General features: G+C 34.5%; 20 protein-coding genes and 3 pseudogenes. 8 read left to right on the forward strand and 15 right to left on the reverse strand.

Annotation, left to right across the window (positions count from 1 at the left end; all coding sequences use genetic code 11):
- The first annotated feature begins 1 nt into the window (after position 1).
- Genes ACZZ95_RS04220 through ACZZ95_RS04230 form a run of 3 tightly spaced genes read left to right on the forward strand, consistent with a single transcriptional unit; the run spans position 2 to position 3,024 of the window.
- Complete coding sequence (locus tag ACZZ95_RS04220; protein ID WP_463468130.1) at positions 2–703, forward strand: hypothetical protein; 702 nt, start codon at positions 2–4, stop codon at positions 701–703.
- Positions 603–2,282, forward strand: a complete 1,680-nt coding sequence (locus tag ACZZ95_RS04225; RefSeq protein WP_463468131.1) for a DUF7507 domain-containing protein — start codon at positions 603–605, stop codon at positions 2,280–2,282. The genes ACZZ95_RS04220 and ACZZ95_RS04225 overlap by 101 nt, the downstream gene beginning before the upstream one ends.
- Positions 2,272–3,024: a T9SS sorting signal type C domain-containing protein gene (locus tag ACZZ95_RS04230; protein WP_463468132.1), complete on the forward strand. Its 753-nt coding sequence runs from the start codon at positions 2,272–2,274 to the stop codon at positions 3,022–3,024. The genes ACZZ95_RS04225 and ACZZ95_RS04230 overlap by 11 nt, the downstream gene beginning before the upstream one ends.
- A gap of 45 nt (positions 3,025–3,069) precedes the next feature.
- On the opposite strand, the gene ACZZ95_RS04235 is transcribed toward ACZZ95_RS04230, so the two are convergent.
- The 15 genes and pseudogenes from ACZZ95_RS04235 to ACZZ95_RS04305 form a co-directional block, all read right to left on the reverse strand.
- Complete coding sequence (locus ACZZ95_RS04235) at positions 3,070–3,684, reverse strand: hypothetical protein (protein ID WP_463468133.1); 615 nt, start codon at positions 3,682–3,684, stop codon at positions 3,070–3,072.
- Positions 3,674–4,177, reverse strand: coding sequence for an RNA polymerase sigma factor (locus tag ACZZ95_RS04240; protein ID WP_463468134.1), 504 nt, complete (start codon positions 4,175–4,177; stop codon positions 3,674–3,676). The genes ACZZ95_RS04235 and ACZZ95_RS04240 overlap by 11 nt, the downstream gene beginning before the upstream one ends.
- 7 nt (positions 4,178–4,184) lie before the next feature.
- Entirely contained in the window at positions 4,185–5,048 is an 864-nt protein-coding gene (locus ACZZ95_RS04245; RefSeq protein ID WP_463468135.1) for a TraB/GumN family protein, read from the reverse strand.
- A 116-nt stretch (positions 5,049–5,164) separates the two neighbouring features.
- Entirely contained in the window at positions 5,165–5,569 is a 405-nt protein-coding gene (locus ACZZ95_RS04250; RefSeq protein WP_463468136.1) for a putative signal transducing protein, read from the reverse strand.
- A 2-nt stretch (positions 5,570–5,571) separates the two neighbouring features.
- Positions 5,572–6,709 (reverse strand): annotated as a pseudogene (locus ACZZ95_RS04255) (aminotransferase class I/II-fold pyridoxal phosphate-dependent enzyme).
- 142 nt (positions 6,710–6,851) lie between these two features.
- Entirely contained in the window at positions 6,852–7,133 is a 282-nt protein-coding gene (locus ACZZ95_RS04260; protein ID WP_463468137.1) for a F0F1 ATP synthase subunit delta/epsilon, read from the reverse strand.
- 92 nt (positions 7,134–7,225) lie between these two features.
- Positions 7,226–8,737 (reverse strand): F0F1 ATP synthase subunit beta, encoded by a 1,512-nt coding sequence (atpD, locus tag ACZZ95_RS04265; RefSeq protein ID WP_463468138.1) that lies wholly within the window; start codon positions 8,735–8,737, stop codon positions 7,226–7,228.
- A 236-nt stretch (positions 8,738–8,973) separates the two neighbouring features.
- Positions 8,974–9,834, reverse strand: coding sequence for an SGNH/GDSL hydrolase family protein (locus ACZZ95_RS04270; protein WP_463468139.1), 861 nt, complete (start codon positions 9,832–9,834; stop codon positions 8,974–8,976).
- Positions 9,821–10,207 carry a hypothetical protein gene (locus ACZZ95_RS04275; RefSeq protein WP_463468140.1) on the reverse strand — a complete coding sequence of 129 codons (387 nt, stop codon included), beginning with the start codon at positions 10,205–10,207 and terminating at the stop codon, positions 9,821–9,823. Before ACZZ95_RS04275 ends, ACZZ95_RS04270 begins: the two co-directional genes overlap by 14 nt.
- Positions 10,208–10,257: 50 nt before the next feature.
- Entirely contained in the window at positions 10,258–10,500 is a 243-nt protein-coding gene (locus ACZZ95_RS04280; RefSeq protein ID WP_463468141.1) for a hypothetical protein, read from the reverse strand.
- 84 nt (positions 10,501–10,584) lie between these two features.
- Positions 10,585–13,416, reverse strand: a pseudogene (locus tag ACZZ95_RS04285) (TonB-dependent receptor domain-containing protein).
- 307 nt (positions 13,417–13,723) lie between these two features.
- Complete coding sequence (gene glmS / locus ACZZ95_RS04290) at positions 13,724–15,574, reverse strand: glutamine--fructose-6-phosphate transaminase (isomerizing) (protein ID WP_463468142.1); 1,851 nt, start codon at positions 15,572–15,574, stop codon at positions 13,724–13,726.
- 9 nt (positions 15,575–15,583) lie between these two features.
- Entirely contained in the window at positions 15,584–16,441 is an 858-nt protein-coding gene (locus ACZZ95_RS04295; protein WP_463468143.1) for a DUF4270 family protein, read from the reverse strand.
- A 40-nt stretch (positions 16,442–16,481) separates the two neighbouring features.
- Positions 16,482–17,219, reverse strand: coding sequence for a DUF4270 family protein (locus ACZZ95_RS04300; RefSeq protein WP_463468144.1), 738 nt, complete (start codon positions 17,217–17,219; stop codon positions 16,482–16,484).
- Positions 17,220–17,240: 21 nt separating this feature from the next.
- Positions 17,241–18,047, reverse strand: a complete 807-nt coding sequence (locus tag ACZZ95_RS04305) for a glycogen/starch synthase (protein ID WP_463468145.1) — start codon at positions 18,045–18,047, stop codon at positions 17,241–17,243.
- A gap of 77 nt (positions 18,048–18,124) precedes the next feature.
- On the opposite strand from ACZZ95_RS04305, the gene panC reads away from it, so the two are divergent.
- The 5 genes and pseudogenes from panC to ACZZ95_RS04330 all read left to right on the forward strand — a co-directional run bounded on the left by panC (position 18,125) and on the right by ACZZ95_RS04330 (position 24,075).
- Complete coding sequence (gene panC / locus ACZZ95_RS04310) at positions 18,125–19,003, forward strand: pantoate--beta-alanine ligase (RefSeq protein WP_463468146.1); 879 nt, start codon at positions 18,125–18,127, stop codon at positions 19,001–19,003.
- Positions 19,004–19,018: 15 nt separating this feature from the next.
- Complete coding sequence (gene panD, locus ACZZ95_RS04315) at positions 19,019–19,369, forward strand: aspartate 1-decarboxylase (protein ID WP_463468147.1); 351 nt, start codon at positions 19,019–19,021, stop codon at positions 19,367–19,369.
- A gap of 200 nt (positions 19,370–19,569) precedes the next feature.
- Positions 19,570–20,721, forward strand: a complete 1,152-nt coding sequence (locus ACZZ95_RS04320) for an alpha/beta hydrolase (RefSeq protein WP_463468148.1) — start codon at positions 19,570–19,572, stop codon at positions 20,719–20,721.
- A gap of 3 nt (positions 20,722–20,724) precedes the next feature.
- Positions 20,725–22,086 carry a DNA repair protein RadA gene (radA, locus tag ACZZ95_RS04325; protein ID WP_463468149.1) on the forward strand — a complete coding sequence of 454 codons (1,362 nt, stop codon included), beginning with the start codon at positions 20,725–20,727 and terminating at the stop codon, positions 22,084–22,086.
- Between the two features lie 20 nt (positions 22,087–22,106).
- Positions 22,107–24,075 (forward strand): annotated as a pseudogene (locus tag ACZZ95_RS04330) (transglycosylase domain-containing protein).
- Positions 24,076–24,115: the final 40 nt, after the last annotated feature.

Raw genomic sequence — 24,115 nt, forward strand, 5'->3', positions numbered from 1 at the left:
AATGTCCCTGCTTTTTTTTCTGATATCATTAAAAATTACTAGTCAAAGCAATACAATAACCAGAATACATACAGACTGGAATAGAACCGGCACTGGGTATTGGACATCAAATGGTGCGACAGGAGTAGGAAACCGTCCAACTACTGCTAATAATCTTTTAGCATTTCAATGGAGAGGTACAACTTTCTCCACTGGTATAGACGACACAAAACTAAACACAAATTTGGTCTCCTTTGACCCACAACGATATAGAGCGTTAAAAATTCAGACCTTAGCCTATACAGCTGATACTTATTTTTTACAAGGTTCTATGATAGATGGATCTGCAACAGGCACAACTTTAATACCTGGATTGGCAGGAAGCAGTGCAACAGGAGCTGAACTTGCTTCCAGACTTACTGATGGTGAAAACGGATTGAGTTTAGGCACAGGAATCGCCAACATTGCTCCCGGTGTAGCAGAATTCAGAATCGGAACAAACAATTTAAATACAGCGAGCATCAATGATAATGTTCCAGATATACTTGTAACACAAGTTGCATCACCTGGAGGAACAGCAGATATATTTAAATTTGTTGATGCTTTAGGTAATACCGTAGGTAATGAGATATCCGTTAATTTTGGTTCTGTCCCAGTTATCGGAACTTACAGTTTGGATTTATTTAGAGCCACCAATGGCGACTATGGCTTTTACTCCAGGTGATACCAGAGATATTCGAATGCTGGGCATAGAAACCAGTTCATTTGGAATCGACAATACAAATGCCTCTCAAGTGGATCGTTTTGTTGTTGTTTTTTCAGGAAGTTCAGATTGTGCATTTATTGCTGTAAATACCAAATCACTTAAAATAGCGGAACTTAGTATGATTAAAAAAGCTACTTTATCATCTTGTGGTAAAGCTGGCGACGTTATAACTTATAATTTTGATATTAAAAACACTGGAGAAGTTCCAATTACCAACATAAGTGTTTCAGATCCAATGCCTGGAATGGTATTTTCAAGTAATTTAATTTCTAGTTTGGCCGTAAATGCAACTGCAACTATAAGTGCAACTTATACCATTACTCCTGCAGATGTAACTGCTGGAAGAATTGTAAATTCAGCTACAGTTACTGGAACCGATCCTTCCTTAAATACCGTTACTGATATCTCTGGTGATGATTACAATAATAATTTACCAACTACTACAATTTTATTAGCGTCCCCAACAATCAGCGCTACACATCCAGTGACATGTGCAGGCTTAGGAAGTGCTGACCTAACAAACCTTCCTGTTTCAGGAACTTGGCAGATAACACAAACAGGAACTGCATCTGCCACTCATACTGGAACGGGGACAAGTTTTACAGTACCAAATTTAGCTGTTGGTTCTTATTCTTTCAGGGTAAGCATTGGCGGATGTAATTCACCAACCACAACCAGTATAACTATTGGTGAAGACTCTTCGACTACATGGAATGGAACTGGCTGGTCAAACGGACTGCCAAGTGTAACTAAAAGAGCTGTTATCAATTCAACGACACCAAACCAGCCTTTTACAGCAAATGCAACTATCTGTTCTTTAATTGTTAATTCAAGTGCCGTTGTTACAATTACCGGTGGAATAACTTTGACAGTTACAAATAGTGTTACTACAAACGGCCAATTAATTTTTGAAAGCGGTTCAAGTTTAGTACAAACTACAAATGCAGTAAATACCGGAGATATTATTTACAGAAGAACTACTGCCGCACGTCGTTATGACTTTACATACTGGTCTATGCCGGTTACAAAACCAGGCTTCAGTATGTACAATTTATCTCCAGGGACATTAAACGATAAATTTCAATATTACGATCCAGATGCAGGATGGTCCGTTGACTTTAACGGAACAATGCCGATGGAGAACGGTAAAGGTTACAACATTAGGGCTCCACAGAGTTTTGATCTAACCACTCCACAGAATTTTACTGCTGTATTTACAGGTGTTCCTAATAACGGAGATTACCCCGTTCCAGTTGCAAGTGGAAAATGGAATCTAATTGGAAACCCTTATCCTTCTGCTATTGATGCGGATGAATTAATGCTTGACAATTTAACTTTAGGTTCTTTATATTTCTGGGGACATGAAGCACTTCCTGTGCTGAACCCTGCAGATGGTAAATACTACTACAATGGTGACTTTACAGTTTACAATAGCTCTGGAGCTACTGTAGGCGGAAGCGGATTGCCTTTTCAAGGATATATTGCAATATGCTCAGGGATTCATTGCAAGACCGGCTTCAGGTACAGTGATCTTTAATAATGATATTCGTTTACCTGGCGACAACAGCCAGTTTTATAAAACAGCTAAATCTGCAGGTATTGAGAAAAATCGTGTCTGGCTGAATTTTGCAAATACTGACGGTGTTTTCAAACAAATTCTGGTAGGATATATCCAAGGAGCAACAAACACAATCGACGTTAATTACGATGCTGTTTCGATGGGAGCAAATACATTTGTTGATTTTTACAGCATCAACAGCAACAAAAAACTAACCATACAAGGACGTACACTTCCATTTGAAAAAAGCGACGAAGTTCCGTTAGGATATAAATTATCAGCTAAAGGTGCTTACACCATTTCAATCGATCATGCTGATGGAATTTTTGATAATCAAGATGTTTATTTAGAAGATAAGGAAACCGGAAAAACAACAAATCTTCGTCTGGAAAATTATAAGTTTACAACAACTGAAGGATCTTTCAACAGTCGTTTTGTTATTCGTTATACTTCTAAAACATTAGGAACAGACGATTTTGAAAATATTTCAGATGGAATTATAGTTTCAGTCAAAAATAAAATAGTAAAAATTACTGCTTCAAAAGAAGCAATCAATGATGTAACTATTTATAATGTACTAGGTCAGGAAATATTCAGCAAAAAGAAAATCAACAGCACAGAATTCCAAATTTCGAATTTGCAGACCGGAAATCAAGTTTTACTGGTAAAAACCAGTTTACAAAACGGTCATGTTTCGACAAAAAAGATAATAATCGATTAATTCATAAAACAAGAAACCCATCAAAATTTGATGGGTTTCTTGTTTTTATTCTTCTTTTAATTCGTCAATTACTTTCTTTATTTCTTTGGCAGATTTTGCATAAAATTTATGAACCCACCATTCTAAAGAAACCCCCATAAAAAGCACTACAAAAACAACAATCAAAAAGAATCCAAACAATTGTCCATTAGAGAATTCATGATCCAAAAATCCTGGTATTTTTGTAAATGTATAGTAGTAAAAACCCAGTAAATACAAAACTAAAAACGGTGTTAAAGCAAAACCAAACGTTTTGTACAATTCCATATTTAATCTAATATCAAAATAGGTCTCATACAAACTATCTTTTGTCGTCAAAGCTGTTTTATTCAATCGTTGGTAAAAGAAATAAAATTTTGCCAGATAGAACACGCAAACTGCTACGAAAAGACTGTAAAGCAAATAATACAACAAAGTTATTTTCGGTGAAAAACTACATATCAAAGGAACTATCCCTATTAAAACAACAGAAAATATTTGGTAAATAAATTCATTTTTTAGATTTTTTTTAATTTTATCCAATGGCGTATTAGCAGATTGGATTTTTTCTAAGTCTTTCGGCAGAATAACATTTTCAGGTTTTTCGTTATTCCAGGCATTTTGTATATCGTTAAAATCCATATCCCTGATTTTTTATAATTTCTTTTAATTTTTCTTTCGCTCTGTTTAATTTTACTCTGGCATTTCCTTCTGAAATTCCGAGATTCTGACCTATTTCTTTATGAGAGAAACCCTCTAATTGATAGAAAATTATGGCCTTATCGATTTTTTCCAGTTTTTGTACCGCCTTATAAAAATGATCCAGCTGACTTTCTTTTATATGAGCATCACTTTCGTCTTCCTTTATATTCTCTGAAGCGATTTCATATTTATCAACCTTTCGCTTTTCTTTCTTTAAAAACACAATGGCTGTATTTACTGCAACTCTATACATCCAGGTTGAAAACTGGCTTTCATTTCGAAAAGAATCATACGACTTCCAGAGCTGGCAGACAATTTCCTGAAACAAATCCTGCTGATCATCAGAATTATCCATATACATCTTAGAAACTTTATACAAAATTCCCTTATGGCTTTCTATCCGATTCAAAAATTCTTGTTCTTTCTCTTTCAAAACAGATTCAGTTCATTACAGGTTTTACAGTGTATCCTTTTTTTCTCAATAAATTAATAACGCCAAGCTCACCTCCCAAATGTCCCGCTCCAACTGCAAAGAAAACACCATTTTGCTTCATTAATTCAGGCATTGCTTTTACCCAGTTTACATTTCTATTATCAAGAATCTGCTTTTTTGTTTTCTCGCTGGTAAATTTTTCATCGGTTGTTAAAGCATACATAGCGTCAATATTTTCATTTTTATATGCAGTAACTAATCCATCCGTTTCCTCAGAAGTTGATTCTTCCAGAAGCTTTAAAACCTCATCATTTGAATAAGCATTTTCCAGAATTTCAAATTGCGATTTAACAGTTTCAAGACCAAAAATGGGAACATTTCTTTTTTTAGTCGCATCTGAAAATTCCATTTCATAAAACTTAAGGTCCGCACAGCCAAAACTTTTCATAGAAATTAAACTCAAGACAGTCAAAAGACTAAAGCTGTCTACTTGCTGTACATTCATTCCGGTGCTCTTTTTTAAAATTACATCTAATTTTGCCAATTGTTCTGGGCTTAATTTTTTACTAAGTGGTTCTTTTCCCATCGCCAATTGCTGCATCTGACTCATTTCTGCAGGATCTGTAAAATTGATTTCTAAAAATAATTTGTCTGAAGCTTCAAATGCCTTTTTTGCCTTTTCGGATAAAAAATAATCCTTTGAACAAATCATATGAATGGTTCCATATAAGTAAGACGGTTTAGGAAGACCTTTTCCTGAAACTTCCCAAAGCAGAGAATTTTGGAGTTTTGGAGATTTTGTCTGTGCTGTACCAGCAACAATGAAAAAGAATAGAAATACTGCTATTGTGGATTGAAAGATTGTTTTCATATTATATTTGGTTTATTTGATTACTACTCGTAAGTAATCGAATAATCAAAATGTTACAAAAAAACTGTAAACTTTTTTAAAATCCATAAAAAGAGGATTTTGGAAACATTTTTTATCTAAAATTCAGCTTTACAATTATTGCACTTATATCTATATTTTGAGTAAAAAGGCATCACAACAAAAAGCAGTGAAAGAAGAAATGCTAAAAATGATTTAATATCTTTTATTGAAGTAACCATTTCTACTTGTTCTGCATCGCATTTAGGACATTTAATTAAATTATTTTTTTCGTCTAAGGAATATTGGCTTACTGATAATAGAATTTCATTTGCTCTTTTAAAGTCTTTACTTTCAACGAAGAGTTTAACTCCTCCAACGGCGTTGCTCCAAATCGGATTTGAATCTACAACATGATTATCACGAATGTAAACTTCAATTACTTCAGATTCCAGCTTACCACTAAATATGAGCGCTTCTGATGAATATTGATAACTTTGAACCAACTTAAATTCTTCTTCCATAATTAAAAAATAAAATCCCTTACCAATTCTAAAACCTGATTAATCTCTTCATGAGAATTAAAACTGTGAATACAAAAACGCAGACGCTCCTGACCTTCTGGAACGGTTGGTGAAAGAAATGCCTGCACATCGAATCCTTTATCTTGAAGTTCTTGTGCCAGCTGTTTTACGTTTTCATTGCTGGGAACAATAGCAGAATGTATCGCAGATTTACTGTGCACAAACATTGGTTTTAGCCCTAATAAATTTTTCTGCTGATTGAAATATATAATATTTTCGCGAAGTTTTTGAATTGCTTCATTTTCCAACTCTAACTGTTGATAAGCTGTAAAGATTGTCGCGACAGCATTTGGAGACAAACCCGTTGTGTAAATAAAACTTCTTGCAAAATTCACAAGATATTCTTTGAGTTCAGCAGATCCTAAAATCGTCGCACCTTGACATCCTAAACCTTTTCCGAATGTCATAATTCTAGCAAAAATTTTATCCTGTAATTTAAGGTATTGAATAAGACCTTCTCCTCTTTCTCCAAAAACACCAAGTGTGTGCGCTTCATCAACAATTAGATAACAATTGTATTTTTCTGAAAGCATTATCAATTCTTCCAAATTGGGAGTATCTCCATCAATTGAAAAGACACTTTCAGTAACAATATAAATCGCTGAACCTTGAAATTTAAGAATCAGCTCTTCTAAATTTTCAAAATCATTGTGGATAAATTTATAGGATTGAGCACTAGACATTGCAATTCCATCTTTTATTGATGCATGACAGAGTTCATCATACAAAACAACATCATTTCCCTGCGGTATAGCGCTAAAAAAACCAATATTGGCATCGTAACCCGAATTAAAAATTAAAGCAGTTTCTGCATCATGAAATTGGGCTATAAAATTTTCCGCAATTGGATAAAGAGAATGATTTCCAGAAATCAATCTTGAACCTGTAGAACCGTTTTGAAATATTTCGTTTTCCACCAAATAGGCATGAACATTTCTAAATATAACTTCCGATTTTGCAAACCCAATATAATCATTAGAAGCAAAATCAACTACATTATTAAATGCAGGCGGTTTTCGAAGCAGATTGTCGTCGCTTATAATTTTCTATTTTATTATTGAGGTTGTCAGGCAGTTTCATAAAGCAAAGTTATAAAATTGAAGTTACGACAAAATATACAGCTGACTAAAGAATCTGCTGTTTAAAATACATTAATCTTCCAGAAGTAAAAACAAAAAAGCCAGACAAATCTGTCTGGCTTTTTGCTTATTGTAAAATTGTTTTAGTCAACTAATACAATTATTTTATTGTTTTTCATCTCGATAGTTCCTGACTTAATCTCTAAAGTATAAGTTTGGTCATTTACTCTCTTGAATTTATCAACTGCTTCCTTAGAAAAACTGAAGCTTGGAGTCGCAATTTTAATCGTTCCTTCTTCTAAAATAGAAACAATTGGCGCGTGATGATTTAAAATCTGAAAGCTTCCATCAACTCCTGGCAAAGTAACCGATGTTACTTCTCCCGAAAATAATTTAGCTTCTGGTGATACTATTTCTAAAATCATAACTGTTTTTTAAAGTTCCAAATTATAAAATTCCAAATCCCAATATTGGAATTTGGAATTTTTATTTTTGATGTTTATCAAGCTTTGCTTGATTATGCTTCAGCTAACATTTTTTCTCCAGCTTCGATTGCATCTTGAATAGAACCTTTCAAGTTGAAAGCGACTTCTGGAAGGTGATCTAACTCACCATCGATAATCATGTTAAATCCTTTGATAGTATCTTTAATATCAACTAATACACCTGGGATACCTGTAAATTGCTCCGCAACGTGGAAAGGCTGAGACAAGAAACGTTGTACACGACGTGCTCTAGATACAGATAATTTATCTTCTTCAGATAACTCTTCCATACCAAGAATCGCGATGATATCTTGTAATTGTTTGTATTTTTGAAGAATCTCTTTTACTCTTTGTGCACAGTCATAGTGCTCATTTCCTAAGATTTGAGGAGTTAAAATTCTTGAAGTAGAATCTAACGGGTCAACCGCAGGATAGATACCTAACTCAGCAATTTTACGAGACAATACAGTTGTAGCATCTAAGTGAGCAAACGTTGTTGCCGGCGCCGGGTCAGTTAAGTCATCCGCAGGAACGTAAACCGCCTGTACAGATGTAATAGATCCTTTGTTTGTAGATGTAATACGCTCTTGCATAGCTCCCATCTCTGTTGCCAAAGTTGGTTGGTAACCTACCGCAGATGGCATACGACCTAAAAGTGCTGATACTTCAGAACCTGCTTGTGTAAAACGGAAGATATTATCAACGAAGAATAATACATCTTTACCTTGATCAGATCCAGCTCCATCACGGAAATACTCAGCAATAGATAATCCTGAAAGTGCCACACGTGCACGAGCTCCAGGAGGCTCATTCATTTGTCCGAAAACGAAAGTAGCTTTAGACTCTCTCATTCCTGGCATATCTACTTTAGATAAATCCCATCCTCCATTTTCCATAGAGTGCATGAAATCATCACCGTATTTAATAATTCCTGACTCCAACATCTCACGAAGTAAGTCATTTCCTTCACGTGTTCTTTCACCTACTCCAGCGAATACTGAAAGTCCACCGTGACCTTTTGCAATATTGTTGATCAACTCCTGAATCAATACTGTTTTACCAACACCTGCACCACCAAACAATCCAATTTTACCTCCTTTTGCGTAAGGCTCGATCAAATCGATTACTTTGATACCTGTGAATAAAACTTCAGATGAAGTTGATAAATCTTCAAATTTAGGAGCTTGTCTGTGAATAGACAAACCGTTTTCACCTGTTTTTGGCAAGTTTCCTAAACCATCAATCGCATCTCCAATTACATTAAATAATCTTCCGTATACATCCGGACCGATTGGCATTTGGATTGGATTTCCTGTTCCAACTACTTCATATCCTCTTGACAAACCGTCTGTAGAGTCCATAGAGATTGTACGAACAGTGTTTTCTCCAATGTGAGATTGTACTTCAAGAACTAAAATAGTTCCGTCTTTTTTAGTGATTTCTAGTGAATCATAAATTTTTGGAAGTTCAACATCTTTACCGTTGAAAACTACGTCTACTACTGGTCCAATGATTTGAGCAACTTTTCCTATTACTTTTGACATTACTTATGTATTTATTAAATAGCTATTTAGGTTTATCGAAAATACCTCTTTTTTCAGAGCGCAAAGATAATTTTTTAAAATATAAAATCAATTTTTTTTTCATAAAAAATACCATGATTTTGTTTGATTCATAAAACTTCCTTAAAAAATAACAAAAACGGCATTTTTTTAAGCAAAAGAAAAAAAACCGTCGCATCCTAAAAATGAGCGGTTTTTTGAAGTTAAAATAGTTTTTATTACAATTTAGCAGGAAACAAAACCTGATAATTACCAATATCCACACCTTTTAAGTTTGAAGCATACTTAACATTAATCGCTTCAATAAATTTGTTAGCAATAAATGCATATCCTCTTGGAGTGGGATGAACTCCGTCTAACGAAAACATTCCACCGGTAACAAATGTCGCTTTCAATGTAAAATTATTCATTGTAATTCCGTTTGGCTTATTTAAATCAGCCATTATTGATTCTGCATCGACAATAGCCAAACCGTTTGCCTCGGCAACAGTTTTTATAGTCAAATTATAAGCCGCAGTAGCCACTCCTATTTCCGCCACTTCAGAAGGCAGTAAAACATACCTGTCTGGCAAAGGAAAAGTAACCCCTAATTGCGACAAAGATGGCGAAGGCGAAGCAATTCCGTCAGCCGCTACACTTGGAACTTTCCCAATTCTAGATGAAGCACCCAAAACAATTAAATCTGTAGGAAGCGCCTGTCTGGCTCTTCCAAAAATCTGTCCCATCACCGTAGCAGTAGTAGCATCTAATCCGCCACCCATTAAAACCGCTCTTAAATTTGCCGAAAGATCAGGTAACGTTTCGTCTACAATTAACAACGGATTATTTCCTGTTGCAGACAAAAGATTAATTCTATTTCCTTGTCCTAAAAAAGCCAAAGCATTATGTAAAGGCCCGTACAATTGAGCATTTAATGTACTAACCAAACTAACTCCGCCTACACTCAAATTAGCTTGCGTCAACTGATTATACGTAATCACATGAAAATGAGGCGACGTTGTAATAACTGGCAAATTAGCCACAACTCCTTTTCTTCCTCCAGAAACGAGTCGCCCAACCAAAGCCTTATACGCGAGCATCAAAAGTAGCAGTTGGCGTCAAAGGATTTACAGTTGGATCTCCACCTGCAGTTGCATAACCTAATTCATCATTCCCTCCAATCCATAAAGAAAAAAAAGTAGGGTTCTGACTTAAAGCATCTGCCAAAACTGTAGTTGTTGTACTTGATGCAAAACGGGCAAAGTAAGGATTCGCTGTTCCCGTGGCCACACCCGCAGGATTACCATAACCAGGAGCCAGCAAATGAAAGCTTTTAGCACCAGGCACTCCTAAATTACCAAAAGTTCCAGACAAATGTGCTGTAACTTCTGTTGTCGGAGTTCCTTCAACTGGAGTTGGAGTGCTGTTAAAATATAGTCTAGGACCAAAAATAACACTTCCACCCAATAACAATCCTCCTATATTATCATTTGAAAAAGGCGTTTTAAATTCTCCTCCTCCAACTAAAGTAAACTGCGCGCTAAAATATTCGGATAAGCCCCTTCCTGCCCTTTAATAAATAAAGCATTATCACTAAAACCCGCCGCAAAAGAATCTCCTAGTGCAACATATTTAGAAAAATCTGCACTTCCAGCTGTCAAAGGTTTACCATCAGATGAATCTACAGGAACAACCACATCATCATCACTATTACAAGCCATAAAGGTTAATGAAACCAATACAAGCCACTTGAAATTTTTTATCATAATTTCTATATTTTAAAATTATCTATTTCCAAATTATTAATTCAGAAACCTAAATAATGAATTTTACTTTAAGTTAATAATCAATTATGGGTTAATAGTCCAAGAAGCAAAATACTGTTGTCCGATTAATCCTGCTCCGATAACTTGATAGTATTCTTTTCCACCAATATTTGCCGCACCTAATTTTACAACCGATTTCAATTTTGGAATTCCATAATTTATCTGAGCATCAATTACAGTTGCAGATTTAATTATACCATCAGCAAAACCTGCCTGCCATTCGTATTCGCTATTCCATCTTCCACTTACACTAAATCCGAAATTTTTAAACAGTTTATCATTTCCAATTGACATTTTAACTCTATGTTTTGGCGTATTAAAACCAGCTTCAAAACTCGCATCTTTTTCTTGATCAAAATCAAATTGAGCATAGTTGTAATTTACACCTAATTCAAAATCAGAAATTATTTTTCTAGAAAGCCCAACACCAAAACCTAATGAATGTATTTCGACATCTGAGTTAGTATACAATTGATACACTCTGTATTCTCCATTTTGAATAGCTCTTACTGATTGAACACCTGCATCTGTAGTTCCCGCGACAAGATTTGGATTATCTTGAGCTGTTCCGTAATAAGGAGCAATTACATTTAAATTCCCAATAAAGTTATTGTAGATATTATAATAAGCATTAAGATCAACAGACATACCTTCAAAAACAGAACGGTACCCTACCTCAAACGCTTTTACCTCCTCAGGTTTTACATAATTGGCTGTTGATTTTTTTAATAATGTCGCCATGCGATTGGATTACTTCCTGCCATTGCAGAAAAAGCACTAACCGAACTCGCTAAGTAAGAGTTACCATAAGCATCTACACCTGTCATATCTTTTGTAGCACTGCCATTGCTGTAAGACTGCCCTTCAGCGCTTAATGCAAATGTCTCACTAAATCTAGTTAAGTTGTCTGGCGCAGAACCAATCAACACAGCACTTCCAATATTAAACCCGATATACTGATCTTGAGTTGAAGGATTTCTAAAACCGGTTTGGAAAGATCCTCTAAAATTGTGATTTCTCTTCTCTCCACCTGAATATACTAAAGACAAACGTGGCGAAAAGTTTCCATCAAAGTTTTTAGATTTATCATAACGAAGAGACCCCGTAAACTTCAATCTGTCATCCATGAATTTTTTCATCAATTGAGCATACGTTCCATACTCATTATAATTGATTGGACCATTTGCATCCGTATAAATTCTACCATGAGAATTCAACTCATACGCCCTAAACGAACCTCCAACCTGAATTTCGGCAAATTTTATTAAATCTCTAAAGTTATAGTTTGCATCAGAATGATAGATTTTTGAGTTATCTACCAATTTTGACCCAGAAAGAACATCTTCCTCATTTATAACTTGATTAAAAGCGTTTTTAAACTCCACTGTTCCAGGTAAAAAACGACCTGTATCCGCAGTTGCTCTACCCGCGCATGCGCCTGTCTGCGGTGTCATACCAGCCAAAGTGCCTTGAATATATGCTCCTGCGTACTGACCAAACCAAGTATTATCGTCTTTCCATTTTCTATTTACATTAATACCCGTAAAAACCATATCATAAGAATTTCCTCCATCTTCAGTAGTCATATAACTTCTAACGAAAAAGTTTTTCCCTTTGAGTTCTAATTTATGTTGCTCGCATAAAAAAATCATTAAGATAGTATCTATTAGCCCCTTGGTAAACTGCATTACCATTACCAAATTTGCTTTGCCAAATAACTTCGAATCTTTCATCTGCAAATGGTCGTAGATGAAGAGAAAAGTCAATCTTCGTATTTGTCGCTTTATTATCAGTCAAATCTATTTCATTATATCCAGTTCTGCTTACAATTGAATTTGGCAGAAGATTAGATGCTCCTATAGGAATTATTCCCATTGATTCCAGCTTTAAACCAACTCCTTTAATGTTTGTCGAAGCTTCATCACCATAAACATTTATACCATCATAACTTGGATCTGTTCTATCTAAACCATTTCTTGTTTTATCATTATAATTTGTAGCATACCAATCTGTAGCCTGCATATAAGTGAAGTTAGCTTTCGCGACAAAATATTTATTGAAGGCGTGAGCAAATCGAACACCAAAATCATAATAACTATTTGTACCCGCGACTTCTTGAGAAGTTGCACCATATTTGAAATAAGCAGAAATTCCTTGATTTGTAAACGGACTTTTACTCGTCATAAATAAAATTCCATTGAATGCATTCGCACCGTATAATGCAGATGAAGCACCTGGAAGAAGCTCTACACTCTGCACATCAATTTCCGAAACTCCAATCATGTTTCCTAAAACGAAATTCAACAAAGGAGAAGAGTTATCCATACCATCTACCAACTGCATAAAACGAGTATTGGCAACGGCGGCAAATCCTCTGGTGTTAATTGATTTGAAAGACATACTACTGGTATTCATTTGTACCTCTTTCATATTTTCTAAACCATCATAAAAAGTCGGAGAAGCCGTTCTTTTAATTTCCTGAATACCCATTCTTTCAATTGTCACTGGAGATTCTAAAACCCTTTCTGGTGTTCTAGAAGCAGAAACTACTATTTCATCTAATTTAGTTTCTTCATCTATTAAAATTACATTCAATTTTTGATTAACTGTGGTTACATTAATCGTTTTTGATTCAAATCCCACGGCAGAAACTTTTACAGAAAAAGGCAGTTTAGTATTTGTCGTCAATTTAAATGATCCGTCGAAATCAGTGGAAGCACCACTATTATCACCGACAACAACAATGTTGGCACCGGGAATAGATTGTTTGTTACCATCTGTAACCGAACCTGTTATTGTATTCTGCGCAAAGGATATTCCGCTGAATAACAACATAATTAGCAAGTAGACTCTCATTGGGTTAGTTTTTTTGTTAGTATATATAGCCAAAATAAACAAATATTTCCATATACATAAAAAAACGTTAAATAAAATTAATATTTATCATGTATTTGTACAATATTTTAACTATTTGCTAATTGAATTTGTTGTAATAAAAACAAAGAAAACGAGAAGAAAAACCAATTTACTATGCATACATATAAATTTTTGACAAAAAACTGAAAAATTCATAAAAATGCATAACCCGAAAAAAAAATTTGACAATAAAAAAAAGCGAGACCTAAATCTCGCTTTTTTAACATATTTATATTTTAAAATAAATCTATTCTACTGTAACCGACTTTGCTAAGTTACGCGACTGATCAACATTACAACCTCTCATTACAGCTATGTAATAAGAAAGTAATTGTAACGGAATTGTCGTAACTAATGGAGACAACGCATCTGAAGTTTCAGGAATCTCGATTACATAATCTGCCAATTCACGAACTTGTGTATCACCTTTAGTAACAACAGCAATAATTTTACCACTTCTTGATTTAATTTCCTGGATGTTACTTACGATTTTGTCATAATGCCCTTGTTTAGGCGCAATAACAATAACTGGCATAAGTTCATCAATTAAAGCAATTGGACCGTGTTTCATTTCCGCTGCTGGATAACCTTCGGCATGGATATATGAAATCTCTTTTAACTTTAAAGCACCCTCTAAAGCAACTGGGAAATTATATCCTCTACCTAAATAAAGACAGTTTGGCGAATCTTTAAAAGCGTACGCAATTTCTTTTGCTTTATCATTAGTCTGCAATGCTTCAGCTACTTTTTCAGGAATGATTTCCAATTCTTGAAGATATGTACGGAAATCTGTGTTTGATAATGTTCCTTTTGCTTTTCCTAATCTTAAAGCGATCATAGTTAAAACAGTGATCTGAGTAGTAAATGCTTTTGTAGAAGCAACTCCAATTTCTGGTCCAGCATGCGTGTAAGCACCTGCATGGCTTTCTCTAGAAATAGAAGAACCAACAACGTTACAAACTCCAAATACAAACGCTCCGTTTTCTTTAGCCAGTTTTATAGCCGCCATAGTATCTGCAGTCTCACCAGATTGCGAGATAGCTATAACTACGTCATCTTTATTGATAATTGGATTTCTATATCTGAATTCAGATGCATATTCTACTTCAACAGGAATACGAGTAAACTCTTCAAAGATATATTCTGCTACTAAACCTGCATGCCAAGAAGTTCCGCACGCAACAATTAGAATTCGCTTAGCGTTTAAGAATTTTTCAATATTATCTTCTACACCTGCCATTTGAACAATCCCCTCATTTGCATGAAGTCTGCCTCTGTAAGTATCTTTAATAACACTTGGCTGTTCGTAGATTTCTTTTAGCATAAAATGATCATAGCCGCCTTTTTCAATCTGCTCCAAATTTAATTGAAGTTCCTGAATATAAGGATCAACTAAAGAGTCATCTTTAATTTTTCTAATTTTGATTGGCTTGTGCAGTCTAATATTTGCCATTTCTCCATCTTCCAAGTACACTGCATTAGAAGTGTATTCGATAAATGGCGATGCATCAGAAGCAATAAAATACTCTCCTTCACCAACTCCAATTGCCAATGGACTTCCTAATCTAGCCGCAACAAGTTCGTTTGGATTTTTTTTATCAAAAACAGCAATTGCATATGCTCCAACAACTTGATTCAATGCAATCTGAACTGCTTTACCTAATTTAATCTTTTCTTTCTTCTGAACTTCTTCTATTAAATTAACTAAAACCTCCGTATCTGTATCCGATTTAAAAGTATAGCCTCTTTTTATAAGTTCTTCTTTTAGTGGAGCATAATTCTCGATAATTCCATTATGAATAATCGCAAGATCTCCAGAATTTGAAAGATGAGGATGTGAATTTACATCATTCGGAACACCATGTGTTGCCCAACGTGTATGTCCAATTCCAATATTTCCATTTATTGTAAAACCTTCTTCAGCTTTAGCTTCAAGGTCTGACACTTTACCTTTTGTTTTACAAACTTTAATACCCGACTCATCGTCGTACAACATAACACCGGCACTATCATACCCTCTGTACTCAAGTCGCTTTAGCCCCTTGATTACAATATGATAAGCGTCTCTATGACCGATATATCCAACAATTCCACACATATATATTTATTAATTTGGTTTCGTATAGTAGACCTGAAGTTTTAATCTTTTATCATCTGGAACAGAAGCTTTTCCGCCATATAAGATCGTACCTAAAGGACTCATAACCGATGTTCTCGGCGCTTGTGATATAGTTTCGTTCTTTTGCTTTAGTGCATTTGAGGCAACAACCCCAGCACTTAGAGAAACAACTATTCCTAAATCAACATTTTTAGCTGTCGCATCTTTGATAAGATTACGAATATGACTTGTAATTCTAAGTTTATAGGTTTTTCCTTTTTTATCAGAATCAAGAATAATCAAACCGCCAAAAGGATCTGCAGGGTCTGCAGAATAATCTGCCAAAACAGTATTATTGGTTAAATCATACAAGTAAACTCTCTGTGGCGCTTTTGTAGTACCCATTTTATCAGCGTCAATATAAAAAACAAGATTTGCTTCGTTTACTTTCCAGTTTTTATAGATAACATTGTTTCTAATTTCGTCTAATTCATCAGGAACCTGATTCGCTCCATCTTTCACAGTACCATCAACATTGTAACTAAGTACGTCCGTCGGATTAAAAAGTTTCAAAACCCCTAAAGAACCTTGACCACCTTTTAAATACAGTCTTTCGTCACCTTCGGTTTTATTCACATTTGTTGTTACAGCACTTAGATAATTAGCTTCTCGATCATCTTGAAGAAAACTAGCTGTATTTGTAATAGCAGTAGAAACACCAGCTTTTAAATTCACTAAAATCTGTTTGTCTTCAGTAGCTTCCCCATCTGTTGTTGCGGCAGTTTTTGCTTTATATTTAATAGTAATCACACCTTTAGAAAAATCCATCATGGCCATATTACTATTAGCTCCAGATTTTTCGACCATAAAATATAAACCTCTAAAATACTCTTGAAAAAGGTCCTCGCTAGACAGCTTCGATCTTCGCTGCATTTAAAATCTTTTCTTGAAAAAATTCTTTTCTAAGATTAAGCACCATTTGCGGTGCCGTTCTTGTAACTGTTTCCACTTTAGTATCTGGATCAGTCGTTTTAGTTACAATTTCAGCAGGATCAAAATAGAATTCTTCATTTTCTTGAACTGGCCCATTATTCAACAATACCTTATTTGCATTACTAAAAAAATCATTGTTTTGGTCTGTGTAGTAGAATTGAGGCAATTGAGAACCATCGCTAAAATAACTGCTTCTCATTTGATAACCCGACTCGTATACACTCAACTTTAATTTAAAATCCTTTCCTTGACCTCCATAGATCGAATCCAGCACATATGTATTTGCTCCATCAGTACCAGTGGCAGTTACATGATTAAAATAAGGAATAGTAAGTACCGCACTTTCAATTACAGGTGACTCACCAATTGTTGGCGCATAAGAAACAAGTCCTACTTGTGTAGCAAAGTTAGCCGTAGTAGTACCAAACAACGGATTAGTAAAAATACCTAAAGCATTTACAGGCAGGTTATTAGACTGAACAGGAGTTACTTCTTGATTAAAAGCTAAAACACTATATTCTTCTGGTTCAAGACCAAAATGATCATCCCCAATTAAACCATCACCAATTGCATTAAAATCTTTATCGCAAGAATATAAACAAACAACAATTAAAGCTAAAAGAAATTTCTTAATAAAAGAAGTATTATACATGTTTTATAATAAAGTTAAAATTTAAAGTCCAAACGTTCTGTAGAAATTTGTATAAGCGTCAGCAAATGCATCTTTCGGGGCGAAAGGTAAAAAAGGTTTTCCTGAAGATTCTATAAATTTTGTTAAACTTGGAGAAACATTTTCTGATGCTATAATTACTCCATCAGAGTGTAATATGCTAGCTTTTAAAACATTCTCGTAATTTGGAACTTCTAAATCTGAAACAGCTTCGTGAGGAACACCATCAAATTTAACTTTATTTATCATCTCCAAATCTAAATTTTCATCAAACGACTGTCCGTAAACAGAAGTAATAATTTTAGTTTCAGAAAATAATGCTTCATTTTTGTAATAATGCTTCATGTAGATTGGAAGCATAGTCGCAAGCCAGCCGTGAACGTGAATAATATCCGGAACCCAGTTTAATTTCTTTACTGTTTCAACAACACCTTTTGCAAAGAAAATTGCTCTTTCGTCATTATCAGGATATAAAACACCCTCCTCATCTGCAAAGGTTGCTTTACGTTTAAAGTATTCATCATTATCAATAAAGTAAACCTGAATTCTTTCTTTTGGAATTGATGCAACTTTGATAATCAATGGCATATCTAAATCATTCACTACCAAATTCATCCCAGAAAGTCTAATTACTTCATGCAGTTGATGTCTTCTCTCGTTGATATTCCCGTATCTTGGCATGAAAATTCTTATCTGGTCGCCTTGATCGTTAATCATTTTTGGAACGTCATAAGACATTAAAGAAACCTCATTTTCAGCCAAATAAGGCACGACTTCAGATGATACATATAATATCCTCTTATCTTTCATAATAGTATTTTACTTAATTTTGGTAATAAAAACGTCGCAAAATTACAAAAATTTATGCAGTTTATAACTAATATATTATGTTTGCACTAAATTTTAATAATACCTCAATGCATATTTTCTACAGTAAAGCGACTTTGATAGCCTATCTTAAAACTATCAAAACCGCAAATTCAACTATTGGATTTGTACCTACAATGGGCGCTTTACACCAAGGTCATTTGGCTTTAATGCGGCGTTCGTTAAAAGAAAACGACGATACAGTTGTAAGCATTTTTGTCAATCCAACTCAATTTAACAATCCTGAAGATCTGGCAAAATATCCAAGAACACTGGAAGAAGATATTAAGAAAATGCGTACATTAAGTGACAAAATCATTTTATACGCACCTTCTGTTGAAGATATTTATGAAGGAAACACAATTTCTCAAGATTTTGATTTTGATGGATTGGAAAATCAAATGGAAGGAAAATTCAGGCCGGGGCATTTTAATGGCGTTGGAACAATCGTAAAAAGACTTTTTGAAATTGTAACTCCAACAAATGCTTATTTTGGAGAGAAAGATTTTCAGCGACTTCAGATTGTTAAAAAGATGGTCGAGAAAACAAATTTACCCGTAAATATTGTGGGCTGTCCAATTTTTAGAGAAGAAAATCAGCTGGCTATGAGTTCCCGAAACGAACGATTAACTGCACAGGAACGAAAAGATGCTTCTATCATTTACAAAACTTTAACCGAAGCAAAAGACATTTTTCAAACTCAAACTCCAGAAGAAACTGTTGAATTTGTAGAAAATTCTTTCAAAGACAATAAAGAGTTTGAACTTGAATATTTTGTCATTGCTGACGAATCCACACTTTTAACTATCGATCAGAAAGAGAATGATAAAAAATATCGTGCATTTATAGCGGTATTTGTTAATTCTATAAGACTGATTGACACCATTTCATTAAATTAATCTAACTTTGCGAGCATGCAAATTCAAGTTATAAAATCAAAAATTCATCGCGTTAAAGTAACGGGTGCCGATTTAAATTATATTGGCAGTATTACTATTGATGAAACTTTACTAGAGGCTTCAAACATTATTGAAGGCGAAAAAGTATCTATCGTAAATATTAATAATGGCGAGCGTTTTGAAACTTACGCTATTAAAGGTGAAAAAAATTCAGGCGAAATCACTTTGAATGGTCCTGCGACAAGAAAAGTTCAAAAAGATGATATCATCATTATCATTTCTTATGCTACCTTAGAATTTGAAGAAGCTAAAACTTTCAAGCCTTGGATTATTTTCCCTAACGAAAATGACAATTCGCTGACTTAATCTTTTCTTTTTTCTTAGAATTTCCCTTATTTGTCAAAAGTTATTTTGCACAAAAACCTCCTCTTTTGTCTCAATCAGAAATGATTTTGACTCTAAAACACTGTGCTTCAAATTTAAACCTGCTTAACAAAGAAGCAAATAAAATAGTATATTGCTACACTATTTTTAATACTTTTTAATTCACTGAAATGCCACAAATCATGAAGAAAGTTTACCTACTAGCGATTTTAATTTCAATCTCGTCTTTTGCCCAAAAAACGTTTGATAATATTAAATCGGAAAAACTGGGAGAAGAACGTAGAATTACGATTGGACTTCCTGCTTCTTACGAGGCGAGCAAAGACAAAAAATATCCTGTTCTTTATTTATTAGATGGAGATTACTTATTTGATCCGTTTTCTGGAGCGGTAAGTTATGGTTCTTATTGGGATGATATTCCAGAAATGATTATTATCGGAATTCACCAAAACAAAGACGGTGAACGTTTTGACGACACAACAATCGACCAGAACAACGGACTTCCTTTTGAAAAAGGGGCGCAGTTTTTTGAATTTATTGGAGCAGAATTAATTCCATACATTGAAAAAAAATACCGCACTTCTCCTTTCAGGATTATTGCCGGACATGATTTAACAGCAAGTTTTGCCAATTTTTATTTATACAAAGAAAATCCAATTTTCAATGCTTATATCTGTTTCAGTCCAGAATTAGCGCCAAAAATGGAAGTTCGTATTCCTGAAAAATTTGCCAAAATTAAAGAGCCTATCTTTTATTATCTATCTGCTTCTGAAGGCGATATTAAAAAAATAAAAGAACCAATAGAAAAATTAGACAGCAATATTAAAATCGCAAATAATCCGTTAGTAAATTACAAATACGAATTATTTAAAGGCACAACACATTATACAGAAGTACTGCATTCTATTCCAAGTGCGCTTTATCAGATTTTTGAAGTTTACAGACCAATAAATTCTGCCGAGTACAACAATAAAATTGCCGTTCTTCAATCTGGTTATGCAGAATATCTGGAGAACAAATACAATGAAATGTCAAAAGTTCTGGGAGTACAAATTCCAGTTCGTATGAGTGATTTTAAAGTTATAGAAAATATTATTTTAAGAAATAATGCTTACAGCGAGTTAGGCAAAATGGCCGAAATAGGAAATGTAAATTATCCAAAAGCTATGCTGGGAGAATATGAACTAGGATTAATGTATGAAAAACAAGGCGATCCTAAACATGCTTCAAAAAAATACCAAAACGCTTCGCAAATGGAGCCGATTGGAGATTTGAACAAAGATTTGATGTATGAGAAAATCGACGAAATGAATACACTTTCGAAAAAAAAGTAAATAATGTCAAAAGTTAAAACTTCCTTTTTTTGTCAAAACTGCGGAACGCAATATTCCAAATGGCAGGGACAATGCAATGCCTGCAAAGAATGGAATACGGTTGCCGAAGAAATTATTCAAAAACAAGAAAAAGTGGCTTGGAAGAGTGAATCTACTCCAGCCGGCAAAGCGCCAAGACCTTTAAAAATAAACGAAATTGATTCTGCTCAGGAAGTTCGCATGGATACAACTGACGGCGAATTAAATCGCGTTTTAGGCGACGGTCTTGTCCCTGGATCTTTGACACTTTTAGGAGGAGAACCTGGAATAGGAAAAAGTACGCTTTTGCTTCAGGTTTCTCTAAAATTACCTTATAAAACATTATACGTTTCTGGAGAAGAAAGTCAGAAACAGATAAAAATGCGCGCCGAAAGAATAACACCAAATAGCGACAACTGCTATATTTTGACGGAAACTAAGACGCAGAATATTTTCAAACAGATTGAAACCATTCAACCTGAAGTCGTCATCATTGACTCGATTCAGACTCTGCATACCGACTATATCGAATCGACAGCCGGAAGTATTTCTCAAATTAGAGAAACAACTGCCGAACTTATCAAATTTGCCAAAGAAAGTAATATTCCTGTAATCTTAATTGGTCACATTACTAAGGATGGAAACATTGCTGGTCCCAAAATTTTGGAGCATATGGTAGATACGGTTCTTCAGTTTGAAGGCGATCGAAATCATATTTATAGAATTTTACGTTCTTTAAAAAATCGGTTCGGTTCTACATCAGAACTTGGAATCTACGAAATGCTCGGAAGTGGTTTGCGAGAAGTCAGCAATCCCTCTGAAATTTTGATCTCCCATAAAGACGAGGAGTTATCTGGAACCGCAATTGCCACAACTCTTGAAGGTATGCGTCCGTTAATGATCGAAATACAATCGTTGGTAAGTACTGCAGTTTACGGAACACCACAACGAAGCACAACTGGCTATAATGCTAAAAGACTAAATATGATTTTGGCTGTTTTAGAAAAAAGAGCAGGATTTCGTTTAGGAGCAAAAGACGTTTTCTTAAACGTTACCGGAGGAATTTCTGTTGATGATCCAGCAATTGATTTGGCAGTTGTAGCCGCCATTCTTTCATCTAATGAAGATATTCCTGTTGGAAAAGGTTTCTGCTTTGCCGGGGAAGTTGGGCTTTCTGGCGAAATTCGTCCTGTAAATCGTGTAGACCAACGCATTCAGGAAGCCGAAAAACTAGGTTTTGATACTATCTTTGTTTCTAAATACAATAAAATTGCTTTAAAAAACACGGGAATTAAAATTGAACTTGTAGCAAAAATAGAAGATGTCGCCAGCATTCTTTTTGGTTGATTTCTGATAAAAATACCACTATGAATTTTCCAAAACAAAAAATATACAAAGCATTAAAAATACTAGGAGTAGTATTGGTTTTGCTTTGCATCGGATTGTATTATTTCCGAAATTCACTTTTAAAGCAGGCAATTGCAAAAGTAACCCATAAAATGGCTGTTGAATATAACAGTAATTTTTCTGTAAAATCGGCTTCGTTTGATGGCTTGTCTACTATACATTTGACAGATGTGGTTTTGGCACCGATAAATGCGGACACATTATGCAAAATTAAAAACGTAGAAACCAGCATAAGTTTAAGCAGTTTATTGATAGGCGATGTTCAAGTCGGTACTTTAAAAATTGATAATGGTTACATTCAATTGGTCAAAAAAGGCAAAAAACGAAATTTTGATGCTTTCTTGAAGAGAGACCGAGAAGAATCAGAGTCAAACGAAAAACGTAAGTATGGTACTTTTGCTTATAGAATCATTTCTAAACTCTTGAATTTGGTTCCGACCGATATGGATTTGAAAAACTTCAAATTCAAAATCGATGATAATGGAAAACAAACATCGGTCGATGTAAATAAATTAGTTTTAAACAACAAACAACTAGAAACCAACCTGCATGTACAGGCAAAAGATTTTGACCAGCGCTGGAACATAAAAGGTTTTGCAGATCCAAGAAATAAAAAAGCCGATATCCGATTTTTCAATTTAGACACTGGCGCAATCCGCGTTCCTTATCTGGACCAGCGTTATAACTTAAAAGCAAGTTTTGATTCGATTCGATTAAATGTTCAAAACATTGATAAAAGCGGCAGTGAACTGCATATTGACGGCTATACTTCTATCGCGAATCTTAAAATCAACCATCCAAAAATTGCGAGTAAAGATGTGGTTATAAAAAATGCGCGTTTTGATTACCGCTTTTTATTGGGAGATAGTTTTATTTCTATCGACAGCACTTCAACAATGCAGTTAAATAAAATTAAAGTACGTCCTTACATTTCTTATGATACTGAAAAAGATACGGTTTATACTTTAAAAATGGATATTCCGAAAATGAAAGCTCAGGATTTTATCGTTTCGCTTCCAGACGGTTTATTTACTCATTTTCAAGGAATGCAGGCAACTGGAAATTTCAATTATAAACTGGATTTCAAGTTCAACAAAAACAAACCTAATACACTTGTTTTCGACAGCAAACTCAATAAGGAAGATTTAAGAATTACCAAATACGGCGAAGCCGATTTAAATAAATTAAATAGCGAATTTGTATACCGCGCGATTATTCAAAATGTATTGCGGCGCCCTGTTTTGGTCGGAAATGCAAATCCGAATTATACGCCTTTAGACCAGATTTCCCCTTACTTAAGAAAATCTGTTTTAACAACAGAAGATCCGTCATTCTTTTCACATCGCGGCTTTATTAATGAAGCTTTCAAACAATCGATTCTAAAAAACATCAGAACCAGAAAATTCTCTCGCGGTGCCAGCACAATCAGTATGCAATTGATAAAGAATGTCTTTTTGACTCGTGAAAAAACGCTTTCGCGAAAGCTTGAAGAAATTTTATTGGTTTACATTTTAGAAAATAACCGAATTGTAAGCAAAGAAAGAATGCTAGAGGTTTATTTCAATATTATCGAATGGGGACCAAATGTATACGGAATTGGTGAAGCGAGTCATTTTTATTTCCAAAAAAGTCCTTCGGCTTTAAACGTTGACGAATGTTTGTACTTGGCAACGATTATTCCGAAACCAAGAAAATTCATGTATCAGTTTAATGACCAAGGCAATCTCAAAGATTATGCTATTAAAAAATCAGAAATTCCTAAAGAACCTAATGTTCCGTCGCGGTCTTTTGGTTCCTGAGGATACGATTGGTTTATTGCCGGTTTATATTTCAGGAAACGCCCGATCTTTAATTAAAATTAAAGTTCCAGATTCTACTGCGATTAAAAATGATTCGTTATTGTCTATTGAAGAGGAATTTGATTTGTAATCGTTTTTATTCCCATAAAAAAAGCGCTGTATATCTAGAG

The sequence above is a fragment of the Flavobacterium sp. AC267 genome (genome assembly GCF_979258715.1).

Bases quoted from the DNA above. Each gene is read 5' to 3' on its own strand.
- ACZZ95_RS04235 (WP_463468133.1), bottom strand. From the start codon at position 3,684: ATGGATTTTAACGATATACAAAATGCCTGGAATAACGAAAAACCTGAA.
- ACZZ95_RS04260 (WP_463468137.1), bottom strand. From the start codon at position 7,133: ATGATTTTAGAAATAGTATCACCAGAAGCTAAATTATTTTCGGGAGAA.
- ACZZ95_RS04280 (WP_463468141.1), bottom strand. From the start codon at position 10,500: ATGATAAAAAATTTCAAGTGGCTTGTATTGGTTTCATTAACCTTTATG.
- ACZZ95_RS04320 (WP_463468148.1), top strand. From the start codon at position 19,570: ATGAAGAAAGTTTACCTACTAGCGATTTTAATTTCAATCTCGTCTTTT.
- ACZZ95_RS04305 (WP_463468145.1), bottom strand. From the start codon at position 18,047: ATGAAAGATAAGAGGATATTATATGTATCATCTGAAGTCGTGCCTTAT.
- ACZZ95_RS04270 (WP_463468139.1), bottom strand. From the start codon at position 9,834: ATGCTCGCGTATAAGGCTTTGGTTGGGCGACTCGTTTCTGGAGGAAGA.
- atpD (WP_463468138.1), bottom strand. From the start codon at position 8,737: ATGTCAAAAGTAATAGGAAAAGTTGCTCAAATCATTGGACCAGTAGTA.
- ACZZ95_RS04220 (WP_463468130.1), top strand. From the start codon at position 2: ATGTCCCTGCTTTTTTTTCTGATATCATTAAAAATTACTAGTCAAAGC.
- ACZZ95_RS04300 (WP_463468144.1), bottom strand. From the start codon at position 17,219: ATGTATAATACTTCTTTTATTAAGAAATTTCTTTTAGCTTTAATTGTT.
- ACZZ95_RS04225 (WP_463468131.1), top strand. From the start codon at position 603: ATGAGATATCCGTTAATTTTGGTTCTGTCCCAGTTATCGGAACTTACA.
- radA (WP_463468149.1), top strand. From the start codon at position 20,725: ATGTCAAAAGTTAAAACTTCCTTTTTTTGTCAAAACTGCGGAACGCAA.
- ACZZ95_RS04250 (WP_463468136.1), bottom strand. From the start codon at position 5,569: ATGGAAGAAGAATTTAAGTTGGTTCAAAGTTATCAATATTCATCAGAA.
- panC (WP_463468146.1), top strand. From the start codon at position 18,125: ATGTTTGCACTAAATTTTAATAATACCTCAATGCATATTTTCTACAGT.
- panD (WP_463468147.1), top strand. From the start codon at position 19,019: ATGCAAATTCAAGTTATAAAATCAAAAATTCATCGCGTTAAAGTAACG.
- ACZZ95_RS04245 (WP_463468135.1), bottom strand. From the start codon at position 5,048: ATGAAAACAATCTTTCAATCCACAATAGCAGTATTTCTATTCTTTTTC.
- glmS (WP_463468142.1), bottom strand. From the start codon at position 15,574: ATGTGTGGAATTGTTGGATATATCGGTCATAGAGACGCTTATCATATT.
- ACZZ95_RS04295 (WP_463468143.1), bottom strand. From the start codon at position 16,441: ATGGTCGAAAAATCTGGAGCTAATAGTAATATGGCCATGATGGATTTT.